The 16,410-nt window shown below is 73.2% G+C and carries 18 protein-coding genes; 10 read left to right on the top strand and 8 right to left on the bottom strand.

The features are described 5' to 3' along the window. Positions 1-9: 9 nt before the first annotated feature. Both J4557_RS28885 and J4557_RS28880 read right to left on the bottom strand, forming a co-directional pair. The gene (locus J4557_RS28885) at positions 10-237 is read right to left on the bottom strand and encodes a 4Fe-4S dicluster domain-containing protein (protein WP_151593689.1); all 228 of its coding nucleotides are present in this window, start codon (positions 235-237) and stop codon (positions 10-12) included. Positions 238-317: 80 nt separating this feature from the next. Continuing rightward, the gene (locus tag J4557_RS28880) at positions 318-1,118 is read right to left on the bottom strand and encodes a GntR family transcriptional regulator (protein ID WP_307800265.1); all 801 of its coding nucleotides are present in this window, start codon (positions 1,116-1,118) and stop codon (positions 318-320) included. Between the two features lie 312 nt (positions 1,119-1,430). Between J4557_RS28880 and J4557_RS28875 the strand changes: the two genes are divergently transcribed. The 6 genes from J4557_RS28875 (at position 1,431) to lipB (ending at position 8,723) form a co-directional block, all read left to right on the top strand. After that, positions 1,431-2,963: a leucyl aminopeptidase gene (locus J4557_RS28875; RefSeq protein ID WP_208269905.1), complete on the top strand. Its 1,533-nt coding sequence runs from the start codon at positions 1,431-1,433 to the stop codon at positions 2,961-2,963. Between the two features lie 148 nt (positions 2,964-3,111). Beyond that, positions 3,112-4,506, top strand: a complete 1,395-nt coding sequence (gene lpdA, locus J4557_RS28870) for a dihydrolipoyl dehydrogenase (RefSeq protein WP_208269904.1) — start codon at positions 3,112-3,114, stop codon at positions 4,504-4,506. Between the two features lie 41 nt (positions 4,507-4,547). Next, a complete protein-coding gene (gene sucB, locus J4557_RS28865) occupies positions 4,548-6,053 on the top strand; it encodes a 2-oxoglutarate dehydrogenase, E2 component, dihydrolipoamide succinyltransferase (RefSeq protein ID WP_208269903.1) in 1,506 nt (501 codons plus the stop codon). Positions 6,054-6,217: 164 nt separating this feature from the next. Then, positions 6,218-7,105 carry a TIGR01777 family oxidoreductase gene (locus tag J4557_RS28860; protein ID WP_208269902.1) on the top strand — a complete coding sequence of 296 codons (888 nt, stop codon included), beginning with the start codon at positions 6,218-6,220 and terminating at the stop codon, positions 7,103-7,105. Positions 7,106-7,213: 108 nt separating this feature from the next. Continuing rightward, the gene (locus J4557_RS28855; RefSeq protein WP_151540528.1) at positions 7,214-7,951 is read left to right on the top strand and encodes a Type 1 glutamine amidotransferase-like domain-containing protein; all 738 of its coding nucleotides are present in this window, start codon (positions 7,214-7,216) and stop codon (positions 7,949-7,951) included. A gap of 49 nt (positions 7,952-8,000) precedes the next feature. Beyond that, entirely contained in the window at positions 8,001-8,723 is a 723-nt protein-coding gene (gene lipB, locus J4557_RS28850) for a lipoyl(octanoyl) transferase LipB (RefSeq protein ID WP_307800279.1), read from the top strand. A gap of 9 nt (positions 8,724-8,732) precedes the next feature. Here the strand turns inward: lipB and J4557_RS28845 are convergent, their stop codons facing one another. After that, positions 8,733-9,230: a YfbM family protein gene (locus tag J4557_RS28845; RefSeq protein WP_243776505.1), complete on the bottom strand. Its 498-nt coding sequence runs from the start codon at positions 9,228-9,230 to the stop codon at positions 8,733-8,735. A 251-nt stretch (positions 9,231-9,481) separates the two neighbouring features. On the opposite strand from J4557_RS28845, the gene lipA reads away from it, so the two are divergent. Both lipA and J4557_RS28835 read left to right on the top strand, forming a co-directional pair. Next, positions 9,482-10,411, top strand: coding sequence for a lipoyl synthase (gene lipA / locus J4557_RS28840; protein ID WP_208269899.1), 930 nt, complete (start codon positions 9,482-9,484; stop codon positions 10,409-10,411). A gap of 61 nt (positions 10,412-10,472) precedes the next feature. Further along, complete coding sequence (locus J4557_RS28835; protein WP_208269898.1) at positions 10,473-11,168, top strand: DUF4191 domain-containing protein; 696 nt, start codon at positions 10,473-10,475, stop codon at positions 11,166-11,168. Positions 11,169-11,217: 49 nt separating this feature from the next. Here J4557_RS28835 and J4557_RS28830 read toward each other — a convergent pair whose 3' ends face one another. Then, positions 11,218-11,703: an RDD family protein gene (locus J4557_RS28830; protein WP_208269897.1), complete on the bottom strand. Its 486-nt coding sequence runs from the start codon at positions 11,701-11,703 to the stop codon at positions 11,218-11,220. Between the two features lie 175 nt (positions 11,704-11,878). Here J4557_RS28830 and glnA point away from each other — a divergent pair, with 175 nt between their 5' ends. After that, positions 11,879-13,303, top strand: coding sequence for a type I glutamate--ammonia ligase (gene glnA / locus J4557_RS28825; protein WP_208269896.1), 1,425 nt, complete (start codon positions 11,879-11,881; stop codon positions 13,301-13,303). Between the two features lie 237 nt (positions 13,304-13,540). On the opposite strand, the gene J4557_RS28820 is transcribed toward glnA, so the two are convergent. Next, complete coding sequence (locus J4557_RS28820; protein ID WP_208269895.1) at positions 13,541-14,371, bottom strand: SDR family oxidoreductase; 831 nt, start codon at positions 14,369-14,371, stop codon at positions 13,541-13,543. A gap of 88 nt (positions 14,372-14,459) precedes the next feature. Here J4557_RS28820 and J4557_RS28815 point away from each other — a divergent pair, with 88 nt between their 5' ends. Next, a complete protein-coding gene (locus tag J4557_RS28815) occupies positions 14,460-15,038 on the top strand; it encodes a TetR/AcrR family transcriptional regulator (protein ID WP_208269894.1) in 579 nt (192 codons plus the stop codon). Between the two features lie 120 nt (positions 15,039-15,158). On the opposite strand, the gene J4557_RS28810 is transcribed toward J4557_RS28815, so the two are convergent. From J4557_RS28810 to J4557_RS28800, 3 genes are all read right to left on the bottom strand, one after another. Continuing rightward, positions 15,159-15,674: an RICIN domain-containing protein gene (locus J4557_RS28810; protein WP_208269893.1), complete on the bottom strand. Its 516-nt coding sequence runs from the start codon at positions 15,672-15,674 to the stop codon at positions 15,159-15,161. 181 nt (positions 15,675-15,855) lie between these two features. After that, on the bottom strand, positions 15,856-16,143 hold the full coding sequence (locus J4557_RS28805) for a hypothetical protein (protein WP_208269892.1): 288 nt from the start codon (positions 16,141-16,143) through the stop codon (positions 15,856-15,858). Continuing rightward, positions 16,140-16,409 carry a hypothetical protein gene (locus J4557_RS28800; protein WP_208269891.1) on the bottom strand — a complete coding sequence of 90 codons (270 nt, stop codon included), beginning with the start codon at positions 16,407-16,409 and terminating at the stop codon, positions 16,140-16,142. The genes J4557_RS28805 and J4557_RS28800 overlap by 4 nt, the downstream gene beginning before the upstream one ends. Position 16,410: the final 1 nt, after the last annotated feature.

The raw sequence follows: 16,410 nt of genomic DNA, 5'->3' as shown, positions 1-16,410 counted from the left end.
GTCGGGTCCTCAGCGCAGCAGGTACGGCATGTCGATGGTCACGGCCCCGGTCGGGCAGCGGTCGGCGCACGGCCCGCAGTACCAGCACTCGTCCACGTGCATGTACGCCTTGCCGGTCTCCGGGTGGACCGCGAGGGCGTCCAGCGGGCAGACGTCGATGCACAGCGTGCAGCCGTCGATGCAGAGCGCCTCGTCCACCGTCACGGGGACGTCGGCGCGGTTCTCCACGAGGGACATGGGTTCTCCAGTGGTGGTGTGCGGGCATGCGGGACCCGCCGCGCGGCGCTGCGCGGCTTCGGCCGGACGGACGGAAGGGCTCAGGCGCGGCTCATGGAGCCGCTCATCGTGATGCGGTCGCCGCGGAATCGGATGAACTCCAGGTCCACGGGGCGCCCGTCCGACAGGTGGGTGAGGCGTTCGAGCATCAGCAGGGCGGCACCGCGCGGGGCGTCCAGGGTGGCGGCGGAGTGCGGGTCGGCGTTGACCGCCTCCAGCGTCACCTCGGCCCGGCCGAGCGGCCGGCCGGCGATGCGTTCGAGCAGGACGAAGATGTCGTTGCGGACCAGGTCCTCGGCCAGCAGCGGCTCGCCGAGGTCGCGCGGGACGTAGGTGAGGTCGAGGGAGAGCGGCAGCCCGTCCAGCCGCCGGATCCGCTCGATGTAGACGACCTGCTCCCCGGCCGGCAGCCGCAGCCGGGAGGACACCTCGCGGGACGGGGTGAGCAGGCCGGTCGTCCGGACCTCGTTGGCGACCTCGCCGTGCTCGCGCAGCGTCTCGGCGAGGCCGAGGAGCCGCTCCAGCCCGTGCGGGTACTTCTCGGCGACCGCGTGCGTGCCGACGCCGGGGCAGCGCTCGATGAGGCCCTCGGCGCGCAGGAGCGCCAGGGCCTCCCGGACGGTGTTGCGGGACGCGCCGAACTCGCGGACGAGCTCGGCCTCGGCGGGCAGCGCGCCGCTGCGCAGGTCGCCGTAGAGCACCTGGCGGCGCAGGACGTCCGCGACCCGGCGGGCCCGGTCGGCGCGCGGCCGGCGCGGTTCGGCGGCGGCCGGCGGGGCCGGCGCCGTCGCCGTCCCCGGGGCCGGCGCGGTCGCCGAGCGGGTGTCGTCTCTCCTGGTCACGGCCATAAACCTACTAAAACGGTGGGAATAGGTGAATAGCGAGGCCGTTGCGCCACCCCGAAAATCCGCGGCGCCCGCGTGACCTGCGCGAACGCGCCCCGCTTCCGGCGTCCCGCCACCTGCCGCGCCGCCTCCACGCCCCCTCCGCACCCTCTCCGAGCCGCCCCCGAGCCGTCCCCGAGCCGCCTCCGCGGGCCGGCCGGTCCGGCGCCCGGCCCCGCCCGGGCGCCGGGTGATCTTCCGGCGCCCCGCGCCCGCGTCCGCGCCCGCACGGCGATCGCGGCAGGCAGCGGCAAGGTTCCGGGCCCGGCAATGCTTGATCCAAAAGGGCGAAACCGGTCACCGGGAGGACTAACATCGGACTACGTGACGAGCATCGGACTTGACAGCGCAGACCTGGCCGGCCTCGACGTCGACGCCATCGTGATCGGAGCCGTCCCGGCGGACGCGGGGGCCGCGCCCGCCGCCGGCGCCGAGGACCTCGACCGCGCCATGGACGGGAGGCTCGCCGCGGCGCTCGGCGCCCTCGGCGCCACCGGCAAGCCCGGCGAGATCACCAAGCTGCCCACGCTCGGCGCCGTCACCGCCCCGGTGATCGTCGCCGCCGGGCTCGGCGAGGACCCCTCCGCCGAGGACCTGCGCCGCGCCGCCGGCGCCGCCGTCCGCGCGCTGGCCGGGTCCGGGAAGGTCGCGGTCGCGCTGCCCGCCCCGTCCGCCGCCGAGGCCGAGTCGGTCGCGCTCGGCGCGCTGCTCGGCGCCTACTCCTTCGACTCCTACCGGACCGGCGACGGCCACAAGAGCCCCGTCGCCGAGATCCGCCTCGCCGCCCCCGCCGCCACCGACGTGGCCGTGGAGCGCGCCCGCGTGCTGGCCGACGCCGTCAACCTGGTCCGCGACCTGGTGAACACCCCGCCGTCCGACCTCACCCCCGAGGACCTCGCCAACGAGGCCGAGCGGGTCGCCCGCGAGAGCGGCCTCGGCATCGAGGTCCTCGACGAGAAGGCGCTCGTCGACGGCGGCTACGGCGGCCTCACCGGCGTCGGGCAGGGCTCGGTGAACCCGCCGCGCCTCGTCCGGCTCGCCTACTCCCACCCCGAGGCGTCCAAGACGCTCGCGCTGGTCGGCAAGGGCATCACGTTCGACTCCGGCGGCCTCTCCCTGAAGCCGTCCGGCTCCATGGACTGGATGAAGTCCGACATGGGCGGCGCCGGCGCCGTCCTCGGCGCGATGGCCGCCATCGCCGAGCTGGCCCCGCGGGTCAACGTCGTCGGCTACCTGGCCATCGCCGAGAACATGCCGAGCGGCAGCGCCCAGCGCCCGTCCGACGTGCTGCGCATCTACGGCGGCAAGACCGTCGAGGTCCTCAACACCGACGCCGAGGGCCGCCTCGTGCTCGCCGACGCGCTGGTCCGCTCCGGCGAGGACTCCCCGGACCTGATCGTGGACGTGGCGACGCTGACCGGCGCGCAGCTGGTCGCGCTCGGCAGCCGCACCGCCGGGGTCATGGCCAACGACGACGACGTCCGTGAGAAGGTGGTGGCGGCGGCCGAGCGCGCCGGGGAGGCCTCCTGGGGCATGCCGCTGCCGGCCGAGCTGCGCAAGGGGCTCGACTCGGCGGTGGCCGACCTGGCGAACATCAGCGGCGACCGCTGGGGCGGGATGCTGGTCGCCGGCGTCTTCCTGAAGGAGTTCGTGCCGGACGGCGTGAAGTGGGCGCACCTCGACATCGCCGGTCCCTCGTTCCAGCAGGGCGAGCCCTACGGCTACACCCCGAAGGGCGGCACCGGGGCGGCGACCCGCACGCTCGTGCAGATCGCCGAGGACCTCGCGGCCGGGATCCTGTAGCGGCCGGAGGGGATTCCCCGGGGGCCGCCCGGCGGCGCCCGGAGCAGGACACAATAGATTTCTCGTGGCGGTGGGGGCCGTTGCCAGGCCGTCCCGCCCGAGGGCGCCGCGGCCCGCGCGGCGCCGTCTCCGGGAAAGGGAGCGTCCAGTGGCGAATAACGGCCCCTACGACATCGTGGTCCTGGGTGCCGGCAGCGGTGGCTACGCGTGCGCGCTGCGCGCCGCCGAACTCGGCAGGTCGGTCGCGCTCGTCGAGCGGGACGAGTCGCTCGGCGGGACGTGCCTCAACCGGGGCTGCATCCCCACCAAGGCGCTGCTGCACGCGGCCGAGGTGGCGGACCAGACCCGCGAGGCGGCGAAGTTCGGCGTCAACGCGGTGTTCGAGGGCATCGACGTCGCCGGCGTGAACGCCTACAAGGACAAGGTCGTCTCCACGACGGTCAAGGGCCTCACCGGGCTGATCAAGTCGCGCGGCATCGAGGTCGTGCACGGCGAGGGCCGGCTGACCGGCCCGACGACCGTCGAGGTCCGCACGCCCTCCGGCGAGACCCGCGCGCTGGAGGGCCAGCACATCGTGCTCGGCACCGGGTCGGCGCCGAAGTCGCTGCCCGGCCTGGAGATCGACGGCGAGCGCGTCATCTCCAGCGACCACGCGCTGCGGCTCCAGCACGTGCCCGGCTCGGTGGTCATCCTCGGCGGCGGCGTCATCGGCGTGGAGTTCGCCAGCGTGTGGCGCTCGTTCGGCGCCGACGTCACCATCGTCGAGGCCCTCCCCCACCTGCTGCCGCTGGAGGAGGAGTCCAGCTCCAAGCGGCTCGAGCGGGCGTTCCGCAAGCGCGGCATCAAGTTCGAGGTCGGCACCCGGTACGAGAGCGCCAAGATCACCCAGGGCGGCATCTCCGTCACGCTGGAGGGCGGCAAGGTCGTCGACGCGGAGCTGCTGCTCGTGGCGGTGGGCCGCGGGCCGGTCTCCGACGGCATCGGCCTCGCGGAGGTCGGCGTCGAGCTGGAGCGCGGCTACGTCAAGGTCGACGAGTACTGCCGCACCAGCGTCCCCACCATCTCGGCCGTCGGCGACCTGGTCGCCACGCCGCAGCTGGCCCACGTCGGCTTCGCCGAGGGCATCCTCGTCGCCGAGCGGCTCGGCGGGCTCGCCCCCGCGCCGATCGACTACGACGGCGTGCCGCGCATCACCTACTCCGATCCCGAGGTCGCCTCGGTGGGCATCACCTCCGCGGTGGCCCGCGAGCGCGGGTACGAGATCAACGAGGTCACCTACGACCTGGCCGGCAACCCCAAGAGCAAGATCCTGGGCACGCAGGGCGAGGTCAAGGTGATCGCGGCCGTGGACGGGCCGGTCCTCGGCCTGCACATGGTCGGCGCGCGCGTCGGCGAGCTGATCGCCGAGGGCCAGCTCATCTACAACTGGGAGGCCCTCCCGAGCGAGGTCGCCCAGCTGATCCACCCCCACCCGACCCAGTCCGAGGCGATCGGCGAGGCGCATCTCGCGCTCGCCGGCAAGCCGTTGCACGTGCACGGCTGAACAACCGCGCACAGTATTTCTCTAAGGAGTCGCTGAGAGCCATGCCGGTCTCCGTCACTATGCCCCAGCTCGGCGAGAGCGTCACCGAGGGCACCGTCACCCGCTGGCTGAAGAAGGAGGGTGAGCGCGTCGAGACCGACGAGCCGCTTCTCGAAGTGTCGACCGACAAGGTCGACACCGAGATCCCCTCGCCCGCCTCGGGCATCCTGACCAGCATCACCGTCGCCGAGGACGAGACCGTCGAGGTCGGCGCCGAACTGGCCGTCATCGGGGACGAGGGCGACGCCCCGTCCGGCGCCCCCGCCCAGGCGCCCGCCGCGCAGGAGGCCCCCGCGCAGGAGCAGCAGGCGCCGGCGCAGCCGGAGCCGCAGCAGGAGGCTCCGCAGCAGCAGGCGCCGCCGCCCGCCGCGTGGCCGCCGCCCGCGCAGCAGCAGCCCGCCGCGCCGCCCGCACCGGCGCCCGCGCCGCAGCAGCCCGCCGCCCCCGCTCCGGCCCCGTCGTCGCAGCAGGCCCCGCAGCAGGCCCCCCAGCCGGCGCAGGAAGCCGCTCCCGCCGGCGAGGGCCCGTACGTGACGCCGCTGGTGCGCAAGCTCGCCGCCGAGCACGACGTGGACCTGTCCGCGGTGAAGGGCACCGGCGTCGGCGGCCGCATCCGCAAGCAGGACGTCCTGGAGGCCGCGCGCGCCGCGCAGCAGGCCGCGGAGGCCGCCCGGCAGCAGGCGCAGCAGGCCCCGGCCGCCGCGCCCGCCGCCGCCCCGGCCCGCCCGGCCGGCCGGCACGCGGCCCCCGCGCCCGAGGGCGCCCCGGCCGAGCAGCTCGCGCTGCGCGGCCGCACCGAGAAGATGTCCCGCATCCGGCAGACGATCGCCCGCCGCATGGTGGAGTCGCTGCAGGTGTCGGCGCAGCTGACCACTGTGGTCGAGGTGGACATCACCAAGATCGCGCGGCTGCGCGGGCAGGCCAAGGCCGACTTCGAGGCCCGCGAGGGCGTCAAGCTGTCCTTCCTGCCGTTCTTCGCGCTCGCCACGATCGAGGCGCTGAAGGCGCACCCGAAGGTCAACGCGGTCATCGACAGCGAGACCAACGAGGTCACCTACCACGACGTGGAGAACCTCGGCATCGCGGTGGACGTGCCCGAGCGGGGCCTGATGGTCCCGGTCGTGCACAACGCGGGGCAGCTGAACCTGGGCGGCCTGGCGCAGCGGATCGCCGACCTCGCCGAGCGGACCCGCACCAACAAGGTGAGCCCGGACGAGCTGTCCGGCGGCACGTTCACCCTCACCAACACCGGCAGCCGCGGCGCGCTGTTCGACACCCCGATCCTCAACCAGCCGCAGGTCGGCATGCTCGGCACCGGCGCCGTCGTCAAGCGCCCCGCCGTCATCGACGACCCGGAGCTGGGCGAGGTCATCGCGGTGCGGTCGATGGTCTACCTCGCGCTGACCTACGACCACCGGCTGATCGACGGCGCGGACGCCGCCCGCTTCCTCGGCACCATCAAGCACCGCCTGGAGGAGGGCAACTTCGAGGCCGACCTCGGCCTCTGACCCGCCCGCGGCCGCTGCACCGCACGCCGCACCGGACCCCGCCGCCCGCCCGGGCGGCGGGGTCCCGCGCGTTCCCGGGGAAACCCGGTCCCCGGCCCGGCGGAAACACGGGACCGGGATGAGAATCTCAACGTTCGCCGGCACCGTCCCCGTAGGCTGGGGACATGAGGGTGACCGTGACGGGCTCGTCGGGCCTGATCGGATCGGCGCTGGTGCGGGCGCTGCGGGAGGACGGGCACGACGTCGTGCGGCTGGTGCGCCGCGAGCCGTCGGCACCGGACGAGGCGCGCTGGTCCCCCGCGGACGGGTGCGTCGAGGCCGCGGCGCTGGAGAGCGCGGACGCCGTCGTGCACCTGGCGGGCGCGGGCGTCGGCGACCGGCCGTGGACCAGGGCGTACAAGCGCCGGATCAGGGACAGCCGGCTCGACGGCACCCGGACGCTCGCGGAGGCGATCGCCGCGGCGGACCGCCGCCCGCCGGTGCTCGTGTGCGGGTCCGCGATCGGGTTCTACGGCGACACCGGCGACCGGGAGGCCGACGAGAAGTCCCCGGTGGGCACCGGGTTCATGGCCGCGCTCGTGCGGGACTGGGAGGCGGCCGCCGCACCGGCCCGCGAGGCGGGCGTCCGGGTCGTCCACCCGCGCACCGGCGTGGTGCTGGCGCGCGGCGGCGGGGCCCTCGGGCGGACGCTGCCGCTGTTCCGGCTCGGGCTCGGCGGCCGGCTCGGCGACGGGACGCAGTGGACGAGCTGGATCTCGCTCCCCGACGAGGTCGCGGCCCTGCGGTTCCTGATCGAGCACGAGGTGTCGGGGCCGGTGAACCTGACCGCCCCGGCCCCGGTGACCAACGCCGCGTACACCGAGGCGGTGGCGCGGGCGCTGCACCGCCCGGCGCGGCTGCCCGTCCCGAAGGCGGTGCTGCGGGCCGCGCTGCGCGACTTCGCCGACGAGGTCCCGCTGGCCAGCCAGCGGGTGCTGCCGCGGCGGCTGGAGCACGCCGGCTTCCGGTTCCGGCACCCCGACGTGGACTCCGCCCTGGCCGCCGTCCTGTGACCGGGGGCCGTCGCCGACGCGCCGAGGCCAAGATTCGCTAAAGTCACGGACGCTCCCGCTCGGTGGCCATACGGTGACTTTGAGAGAGCTTGCCGACATGGAGGGCGAATGAGCACCGACGGACAGCCGCACATCCTCGCCATCGGCGGGGGCACGTTCGTCCCGGACGGCCGGGAGGGCATCGCACCGAGCCCGCTGATGCGCTACGCGCTCGACCTGACCGGGCAGGACCGCCCCCGGATGTGCTTCCTGACGACGGCGGTGGGCGACGGCGCCGAGTACGTCGCGCGCTTCTACGCCGGGTTCTCCCAGCTGGACGCCGAGGTCAGCCACCTGTCGCTGTTCCCGATGCCGAGCGTCGCCGACATGCGCGCGCACCTGCTCACCCAGGACCTGATCTACGTGTCCGGCGGCAGCGTCGCGAACCTGCTGGCGCTGTGGCGGCTGCACGGCCTGGACGAGATCATGCGGGAGGCGTGGCAGGAGGGCGTGGTGCTGTCCGGGCAGAGCGCGGGCGCGCTGTGCTGGCACGTCGGCGGCAACACCGACTCCTTCGGCCCGCAGCTGCGGCCGCTCACCGACGGGCTGGGCTTCCTGCCGTACTCGTGCGGGGTGCACTACGACAGCGACCCGCAGCGCCGCCCGCTGCTGCAGCAGCTCGTCGGCGAGGGCACGCTGCCCGGCGGGTACGCGGCGGACGAGTCGGTCGGCCTGCACTACGTCGGCACCGAGTTCGTCCAGGCCGTGTCGTACCGGCAGGACGCGGGCGCCTACCGGGTCGAGCCGGACGGCCCCGGCACCGCGAAGGAGACCCGGCTGGAGCCCCGCCGGCTGGCGTCCCTCTGAGGAAGCGGTCGGTGGGCGGCATAGGCTGGCGGGCGTGAGTGATCTGGACGTGCGGGGGGCCGCACCCGAGACGCCCCCCGGAGAAGCGCCGGCGACCGGCCGGCTGGTGATCGTCCACGCGGGCTTCGGCACCGCGGCCGTCCCCTACCTGGACGGCTGGGAGCTGCAGAAGCGCACGCACGCCCGGCGCGTGGACGACCTGATCCCCGACACCGTCCTGCTGATGGAGCACCGGCCGGTGTACACGGCGGGCAAGCGGACCGAGGCGCTCGACCGGCCGTTCGGCGACGCCGGCGCCCCGGTCGTGGACGTCGACCGCGGCGGCAAGATCACCTGGCACGGCCCGGGGCAGCTCACCGGCTACCCGATCGTCCGGCTGCCCGATCCGGCCGACGTCGTCTCCTACGTGCGGCTGCTGGAGCGGATGATGATGGCGGTCTGCGCCGAGTTCGGCCTGGAGACCACCACGGTCGAGGGCCGCAGCGGGCTGTGGGTGCCCGGCTCCCCCGACCGCAAGATCGGCTCGATCGGGATCCGGGTGGCGCGCGGCGTGGCGATGCACGGGTTCATGCTGAACTGCGACAACGACATGGGCTGGTTCGACCGGATCGTGCCGTGCGGCATCCGGGACGCCGGGTCCACCAACCTCAGCCTCGAGGTCGGCCGGGACGTCCCGGTCGCCGAGGTGACCCCGCTGGTGGAGCGCCACCTCGCGGAGGCGCTCGGCGCGCGGGAGACCTTCCACCGGACGAGGGCGCAGCTCGACGCCTGATCCGTTCGGTCAGCCGTTCGGGAACATCACCTTGTAGACGGCGTGGCCCTCGTCCGCCGCGGCCCGGTAGAACGCGACCAGCGCCTCGTAGGCGGGCTTCAGGACGCGGTCGCGGGCCGCGGCGTCCATCCGGCCCGCGTCCTGCACGCCGGCCTGCACCATCACCGCCGGCTCGAAGCGGCCCGCGACGCCGCCGAACGGCGTCGCGGCCAGGTGGTCGGCGGCCGGCTTCACCCGGTCGGGCGCCAGGTAGATCACGTCCATCCCCAGCTCGTCGGCGCCGTCCTCGGTGAGCAGCCGGCCGCCGCACACGACGTCCGCCTCCGGCTGGCGCCCCTCCCACGGGTCGCCGGTCACGAGGTAGTGCAGCGCCTGCCACGTCCCGCCGATGTCCAGCGGCGCGAACGGCACGCGGCGCCGCCAGTCCCGTTCGCCGAACACGCGCCGGGCGATCCGGGTGGGATCCGGCTCACCCTCCAGCACCGGCGGCACCCTGAGGTACGACATTGCCAGACCCACTGCGGTCCTCCATGCGAACGCTGTTGCGTGACGACAGGGAGTCACCCTAGAGAGAACCGCCGGTGGTCATGGAGCGAAACACGCGAATCGACGGTGTGAGCGGGGTAACGTCATACGTTCGAGATACGTCCGATACTGCCGCGTTAACTGTGCCGGGCCGGTGGTGGCGGCTTCCCCCGGAGCCCCCGTCCCGAGGCGCGCGATGTGCCGGTCCGCTGATCGCGACGTACCCTGAACAGGTGACGACGGTGACACCTGAGGGGCGCAAGCTCCTGCGCATAGAGGCCCGCAACAGCCAGACCCCGATCGAGCGCAAGCCCGAGTGGATCAAGACGCGGCTGAAGATGGGCCCGCAGTACAAGGAGCTCATCGGCCTGGTGAAGTCCGAGGGCCTGCACACGGTGTGCCAGGAGGCGGGCTGCCCCAACATCTTCGAATGCTGGGAGGACCGCGAGGCCACCTTCCTCATCGGCGGCGACCAGTGCACCCGGCGCTGCGACTTCTGCCAGATCGACACCGGCAAGCCCGCCGCGTTCGACCGGGACGAGCCCCGCCGCGTCGCCGAGTCCGTCGCCACGATGGGCCTGAAGTACGCCACCGTCACCGGCGTCGCCCGCGACGACCTGGAGGACGGCGGCGCCTGGCTGTACGCCGAGACGGTCCGGAAGATCCACGCGGCCGTGCCCGGCTGCGGCGTCGAGCTGCTGATCCCGGACTTCAACGCCGTCCCCGAGCAGCTCGCCGAGGTCTTCTCGTCCCGTCCCGAGGTCCTGGCGCACAACGTCGAGACCGTCCCGCGGATCTTCAAGCGGATCCGGCCCGGGTTCCGCTACGAGCGGTCCCTCGAGGTGATCACCAGGGCGCGCGAGGACGGCCTGGTCACCAAGTCGAACCTGATCCTCGGCATGGGCGAGACCCGCGAGGAGGTCTCCGCGGCGCTGCGCGACCTGCACGAGGCGGGCTGCGAGCTGATCACCATCACCCAGTACCTGCGGCCGAGCCCCCGCCACCACCCGGTGGAGCGGTGGGTGAAGCCCGAGGAGTTCGTCGAGCTGAACGCCGAGGCCGAGGAGATCGGCTTCGCGGGCGTCATGTCCGGGCCGCTCGTCCGCTCCAGCTACCGCGCCGGGCGCCTCTACAAGCAGGCGATCGAGGCGCGGCAGGGCTGATCCGGCGTACCGTGCGAGGACGGTGTCGGGCCGGGGTCCCCGGCCGACTATCCTTGGGTTCATGTCGAAAACGCCCGCGGACGGGAGCCAGGAGCGTCCGGGCCGCCTCAAGCAGATCCGCATGGTCGCCCAGGTGCTCCGCCAGGCCGACCCGAAGGCCCTTCCGATCGTCGCCGCGTCGGCGATCGGCACCCTGATCGTCGTCATCCTGATCGGGCTGGTGATCGGCCGGCTGTGGTTCTTCGTCCCGCTGGGCGTCCTCGCCGGCGCGGCCGTCGGCTTGATCGTTTTCGGTCAGCTGGCGCAGCGCGCGCAGTACAAGGTCATCGCCGGGCAGCCCGGCGCGGCCGCCGCGGTGCTGAAGAACATGCGCGGTGACTGGACGGTCACCGAGGCGGTCAGCGGCAACCGCAACCTCGACATGGTGCACCGCGTCGTGGGCCGTCCCGGCGTCATCCTCGTCTCCGAGGGCCCGCGCAACCGGGTCGGGCAGCTGCTGGGCGCGGAGAAGAGGCGGATCTCCCGCGCCGCGCAGCAGGTGCCGATCTACGACGTGCAGGTCGGCGACGACGAGGACCAGATCGCCGTCGGCAAGCTGCAGCGGCACCTGATGAAGCTGCCCCGCAACCTCACCAAGGCGCAGGTCGGGGAGCTGAACGACCGGCTCCAGGCGCTGCCCCGGTCCATGCAGATGCCGAAGGGCCCGATGCCGAAGGGCGCGAAGATGCCGAAGGGCCCCAAGCCCAAGATGCGGTGATCGCGCCGCCGGATGAGCGCCCCTTCGGGGGCGCTTTCCCGTTTCCGGGTCAGATGTTGACGACGGCGGTGTTGGACGCGCGGTCGTGCATGCCGCGGTAGTCGCGGTCCCAGATCAGCGCCGGGACGACGAGGACCAGCAGGAGCGACCGGGCGAACCCCATGAGGAACCCGACGGGCCGGCCGTCCAGCCGCACGACCCGGATGCCGCACAGCCGCTTGCCGATCGTGGTGCCGATCGTCGCGGTGAGCAGCCACGCCTGGACCCCGAAGATCACCAGCGTCCACAGGCTGCGCCGCGGCGCCGACCAGTCGAGGGCGGCGGCCAGCCCGCTCGCGACCAGCGTCGACAGCGCCCAGTCGATGAACAGCGCGAGCAGCCGGCGGCCGTAGGAGGCGACGGCGCCGCTCCCGCTCTCCGGCAGCCCGAGGCGCTCGCCGGGACGGCCGAGGTCGGCGCCCGCCGCGCGCGCCCCGCCGAGCCACGTCTGCGTCCATCGCGGCCGTGCGGCCTGCTGCTCTTTACCACCGCTCATGGCCTCTACGCTATCCGCTCCCCCGGTGGGTTCCGACCCGGCTCCCCCGGGGAGGGAAGCATGGTGGGGGCAGGGCGCCGGTGCCCGCTTAACACAGCCGAAACATATGGGACACGGCCGGGAAACGGCCCGGCCGTAGGCTGCGAGACGCCCAAAAGCGCACCAAGGAGGCTGGATGTTCAGCAGCGCCGAAGAGGTCCTGAGCTATCTCGAGAACGAGGATGTCAAGTTCGTCGACTGCCGGTTCGTGGACCTGCCGGGCAAGATGCAGCACGTCACGATCCCGACCGGCAACTTCGGGCGGCGCGCCTTCGAAGACGGCATGATGTTCGACGGTTCGTCGGTCCGCGGGTTCCAGGAGATCCACGAGTCGGACATGCTGCTGCTCCCGGACCCGGCCACGGCCGTCCTGGACCCGTTCCGGCAGCACAAGACGCTGATCCTGAACTTCTTCGTGCACGACCCGCTGACGGGAGAGCCGTACAGCCGCGACCCCCGCAACGTCGCCAAGAAGGCCCAGGACTACCTGCGCGGGACCGGTATCGCCGACACCGCCTACTGCGGTCCCGAGGCCGAGTTCTACATCTTCGACGACGTCCGCTTCGAGACGAAGCAGAACGCCGGCTACTACTTCCTGGACTCGGTGGAGGGCGCCTGGAACACCGGCCGGGAGGAGCCCGGCGGCAACCTCGGCGCCAAGCCCGGCTACAAGGGCGGCTACTTCCCCGTCCCGCCGATGGACCACTACACCGACCTGCGCTCGGAGATGGCGACTCAGCTGCTCGCCTCCGGCATCGAGGTCGAGCTGCAGCACCACGAGGTCGGCACGGCGGGCCAGTCGGAGATCGGCGTCCGGTTCGACACGCTGCTGAAGGCCGCCGACAACCTGCTGCTGTACAAGTACATCGTCAAGAACGTGGCGCGCGGCGCCGGCAAGACCGTGACGTTCATGCCGAAGCCGATCTTCGGTGACAACGGGTCGGGCATGCACGTCCACCAGTCGCTGTGGAAGGACGGCTCGCCGCTGTTCTACGACGAGGTCGGCTACGCGGGCCTGTCGGACACGGCGCGGCACTACATCGGCGGCCTGCTCCGGCACGCCCCGTCCCTGCTGGCCTTCACGAACCCGACGGTCAACAGCTACCACCGGCTCGTGCCGGGCTACGAGGCGCCGGTCAACCTGGTGTACTCGCAGCGCAACCGGTCGGCGTGCATCCGCGTCCCGATCACCGGTTCGAACCCGAAGGCCAAGCGCATCGAGTTCCGCGTGCCGGACCCGTCCTGCAACCCCTACCTCGCCTTCTCGGCGATGCTGATGGCGGGCCTGGACGGCATCAAGAACAAGATCGAGCCGCCGGAGCCGATCGACAAGGACCTCTACGAGCTGCCGCCGGAGGAGGCCCGCTCGATCCCGCAGGTCCCCGGCTCGCTGCCGGCGGTGCTGGCCGCGCTCGAGTCGGACCACGACTACCTGTTGGAGGGCGGCGTCTTCACCCCGGACCTCATCGAGACCTACATCGCGATGAAGAACGAGTTCGAGATCGACCCGATCCGCCTGCGCCCCCACCCGCACGAGTTCGAGCTGTACTACGACGTGTGATCGTCGCCGGAAGGCCCGCGAGGACGCCTCGCGGGCCTTCCGCGTTCCCGGGGTCAGGCGATCCTGCGGGTGTGGACGACGCGGTCGGCGAGCCGCTCCCCCTGGCCGGGCGGGGTGAAGTGGAGGTCGAAGCGCGGATGGGCGCCGAGCGTGCCTTCGGTCCGCTCCTGGAGGAACCGGCCGCCGGTCTCGGCGATCCAGCTCGTCCGGACGGTGATGTCGATCGGTCTCCTCGGGTCACGCGAAGGACGCGGCGTGCGCGGCGGCCCACTGCTCGAAGGTGCGGGGCGGGCGGCCCGTCACGTCGCGCACGGTGGTGGTGACGACCGATTCGTCCAGCGAACCGGCGACGTAGAAGTCGAAGAACGCGTCCACGTACTTCTCGGGCATGTTCCGGAGCATCTCCTTGCGGGCCTCGTCGTCCGGCTGGGCGTCCAGCCGCAGGTCGCGGCCCAGCACGCCGCCCAGGGTCCGCAGCCGGTCGGCGGGCCGCAGCGGCTCGGGGCCGGTGACGCGGAGCACCCGGCCGCGGTGCTCCTCCCCCAGCAGCGCGGCCGCGACGACGGCGCCGATGTCGGCCGGGTCGATCACCGCGATCGGCACTCCGGCGAACGGGGCGCGCACCACGTCACCGGCCTCGAGCTGCGGGATCCACTCGAACGTGTTGGACATGAACCCGCTCGGCCGCACGATCGTCCAGGCGAGCCCGGACGCGCGGACCGCCGCCTCCGACTCGATCATGTAGCGGCTGACCGCGTTGGCCGTGTCGCCGGACTCCGCCGAGGATCCCGACAGCAGCACCACGTGCTCGGCCCCGGCGCGTCCCGCCTCGGCCAGCAGTTCCGCCGTCCCGTCATAGCCGGGCAGCAGGAACAGCCCGCGCACGCCCTGGAGGGCCGGCGCGAGCGTGTCCGGCCTGTTCAGGTCGCCGGTGACGTACTCGACGCCGTCCGGCGCGTCCGCCGGGGCCCCGCTCCGCGCCAGCGCCCGTACCGGCTCCCCGGCCGCGGCGAGCGCCGCCGCCACCTCCCGCCCGACGTTGCCCGTCCCGCCCGTCACCAAGAACATCGCTCCGCACTCCCCTCTTTGTTAGGGAACGTTCCCTAACAACCCGGTACGCTAGAGCCATGCGTCGGATTCGGCAAGGGGTCCGGTGATGCGCCGCAGCGCCGCCGAGACCCGGGAGCACCTCCTCGAGGTCGCCCACGACCTGTTCTACTGGCAGGGCATCAAGGGCGTCGGCGTGGACAAGATCGCGGCCGCCGCCGGGGTCGCGCCCACGACCCTCTACCGGCTGTTCGCGTCCAAGGACGACCTGATCACCGCCTACGTCACCCGCGCGGACGGCCTGTACAAGGAGTGGTTCGACGCCGCCGCCGGCGACGAGGGGCGGCCCGCGCGCGCCCGGATCCTCGCGCTGTTCGACGCGCAGACCGAGCAGATCCAGCCGGCCCGCTGCCGCGGCTGCCCGTTCCTGATGGCGCTCGCCGAGATCCCCGACGCCGCCCATCCCGCCCACCAGGCCGCCGCCGGGACGAAGCGGTGGGTCCGCGCCCGCTTCGCCGCCCTCGCGGCGTCCGCCGGGGTCGCCTCCCCCGACGACGTCGCGGACCAGTTGGCGCTGGCCTTCGAGGGCGCCTACGCGTCCGTCCAGGCCCTCGGCACCGGCGGCCCGGCCCGCCATGCCCGCCGCCTCGCCGAACTCGTCTTCGACGCCGCGTCCCCGCCCGCCTGACGGCGCTTCGGCACGGCGCACAGCGGCGGGTACGCATCGACCTGTGCACCGCCGCGCTGCGCATGGCGGTGCACAGGTCGAGCAGCCCGGGCGCCGCCGGCCCGCGCTACGCCGGAACGCCTAGCTGGTGCGGGTGGTGTGGGTCCACTTGTAGTACTTGTCGGCGACGTGGGCGTGGGTGATGTGGGACGAGTAGACGGCGGCGCTTCCGGACGGGGAGGTGCGGAGGCGGTAGAACCAGATGTCGCCGAGGCTGTCGTAGGCGCCGATGTAGCCGTCGCCGTAGCCGAACAGCTGGCGCGCGGGACGGGACGAGCTGCACTTGCTCAGCCAGACGGCGTTGTTGGAGGTCTTCCAGTCCGTGGTGAGGCAGGTGCCGGTGGCGCGGTTCTTCAGCTCGTTGTAGGTCCTGCCGCCGCCGATCCAGTCCCACTGCTGCGTGTGGCCGCCGGTGCAGCGGGCGACCCAGACCTTCCCGGTCGAGGAGCCGGTGAGGCACTTGCCGCTCTGGCCGCTCTTGAACGTCCAGTAGACGGCGGCGGCCGAGGCCGGGGTGAGCGAGCCGGAGACGGCGACGAGGGAGGCGGCGAGACCGGTGGTCAGCGCGAGGCGCGCGGGCCGCGAGGTGATCTTCATGGCCCGGGAGCATGGCGAGGGCGGGCCAACGCCCGCGATCACGATCGTTGAGCGCGGCGGGACGGAGGATGAACGCTGGGTGTACGGAAGGCGTCCTGGGCCCTAAGACCCACTGACGTCCGGGGCCTGAGGCCTCGCCCGTCCGGAAGGCGAGCCGCCGCGGGCCGGAAGGCCCGGGACCCTAGGACCACCCGTCCGCCGCCCCCCGAACGAGCGCGGCCCACCAGGTCGCCATCTCGCTGACCGCGCGCTCAGCGTCGTGACATGGAGCGAGGGGATTCCCGGTGGACGAGACGAACCAGGGCACGCCGTTCACGCCCGGTTTCACCCGGATGCTTTCGCCGACCTCCCCTGACAGGAACACCCTCAGCAGCGGCGGTGTCCCGTTGTAGCGCTTCTGCGTGATCCAGCCCGCCCGTGCCAAGGCCGCGGCCAGCCGGTCCAGGTGCCCCGCATCCTGGCCGGTCATGCCTCGCGCCAGGTGACGGTGCCGGACGCGGTGTCGCGGCACGCCTCGGCGACTGGACCGAGGTCCACGTAGACCGCGCGGCCGAGCGGGCAGAGCGCCACGCGGCGCACGCGCCCCCACGTACCCGGCGGCGCCTCGGCCAGCCCTTCGCGAACGTGCCGCCGAGCGGCGTCGCGGTCGTCGGTGACCCCGCCCGCCCCACCGTCCGCGAAAACGTCCCAGGTGAAGAGTTCGCAGACCTTGCGATGCCGTTGTGTGTTCGTCATG

This window comes from Actinomadura nitritigenes (assembly GCF_017573545.1).
GTDB classification, from domain to species: Bacteria; Actinomycetota; Actinomycetes; order Streptosporangiales; family Streptosporangiaceae; genus Spirillospora; species Spirillospora nitritigenes.
The sequence above is the reverse complement of the archived record's forward strand: the minus strand, read 5'-3'. Positions and strand labels throughout refer to the sequence as shown.

Bases quoted from the DNA above. Each gene is read 5' to 3' on its own strand.
- J4557_RS28820 (WP_208269895.1), bottom strand. From the start codon at position 14,371: ATGTTCTTGGTGACGGGCGGGACGGGCAACGTCGGGCGGGAGGTGGCG.
- J4557_RS28875 (WP_208269905.1), top strand. From the start codon at position 1,431: ATGCTTGATCCAAAAGGGCGAAACCGGTCACCGGGAGGACTAACATCG.
- J4557_RS28860 (WP_208269902.1), top strand. From the start codon at position 6,218: ATGAGGGTGACCGTGACGGGCTCGTCGGGCCTGATCGGATCGGCGCTG.
- J4557_RS28855 (WP_151540528.1), top strand. From the start codon at position 7,214: ATGAGCACCGACGGACAGCCGCACATCCTCGCCATCGGCGGGGGCACG.
- J4557_RS28805 (WP_208269892.1), bottom strand. From the start codon at position 16,143: ATGACCGGCCAGGATGCGGGGCACCTGGACCGGCTGGCCGCGGCCTTG.
- J4557_RS28810 (WP_208269893.1), bottom strand. From the start codon at position 15,674: ATGAAGATCACCTCGCGGCCCGCGCGCCTCGCGCTGACCACCGGTCTC.
- J4557_RS28845 (WP_243776505.1), bottom strand. From the start codon at position 9,230: ATGTCGTACCTCAGGGTGCCGCCGGTGCTGGAGGGTGAGCCGGATCCC.
- J4557_RS28800 (WP_208269891.1), bottom strand. From the start codon at position 16,409: ATGACGAACACACAACGGCATCGCAAGGTCTGCGAACTCTTCACCTGG.
- J4557_RS28830 (WP_208269897.1), bottom strand. From the start codon at position 11,703: ATGAGCGGTGGTAAAGAGCAGCAGGCCGCACGGCCGCGATGGACGCAG.
- glnA (WP_208269896.1), top strand. From the start codon at position 11,879: ATGTTCAGCAGCGCCGAAGAGGTCCTGAGCTATCTCGAGAACGAGGAT.
- J4557_RS28815 (WP_208269894.1), top strand. From the start codon at position 14,460: ATGCGCCGCAGCGCCGCCGAGACCCGGGAGCACCTCCTCGAGGTCGCC.
- J4557_RS28885 (WP_151593689.1), bottom strand. From the start codon at position 237: ATGTCCCTCGTGGAGAACCGCGCCGACGTCCCCGTGACGGTGGACGAG.
- J4557_RS28835 (WP_208269898.1), top strand. From the start codon at position 10,473: ATGTCGAAAACGCCCGCGGACGGGAGCCAGGAGCGTCCGGGCCGCCTC.
- sucB (WP_208269903.1), top strand. From the start codon at position 4,548: ATGCCGGTCTCCGTCACTATGCCCCAGCTCGGCGAGAGCGTCACCGAG.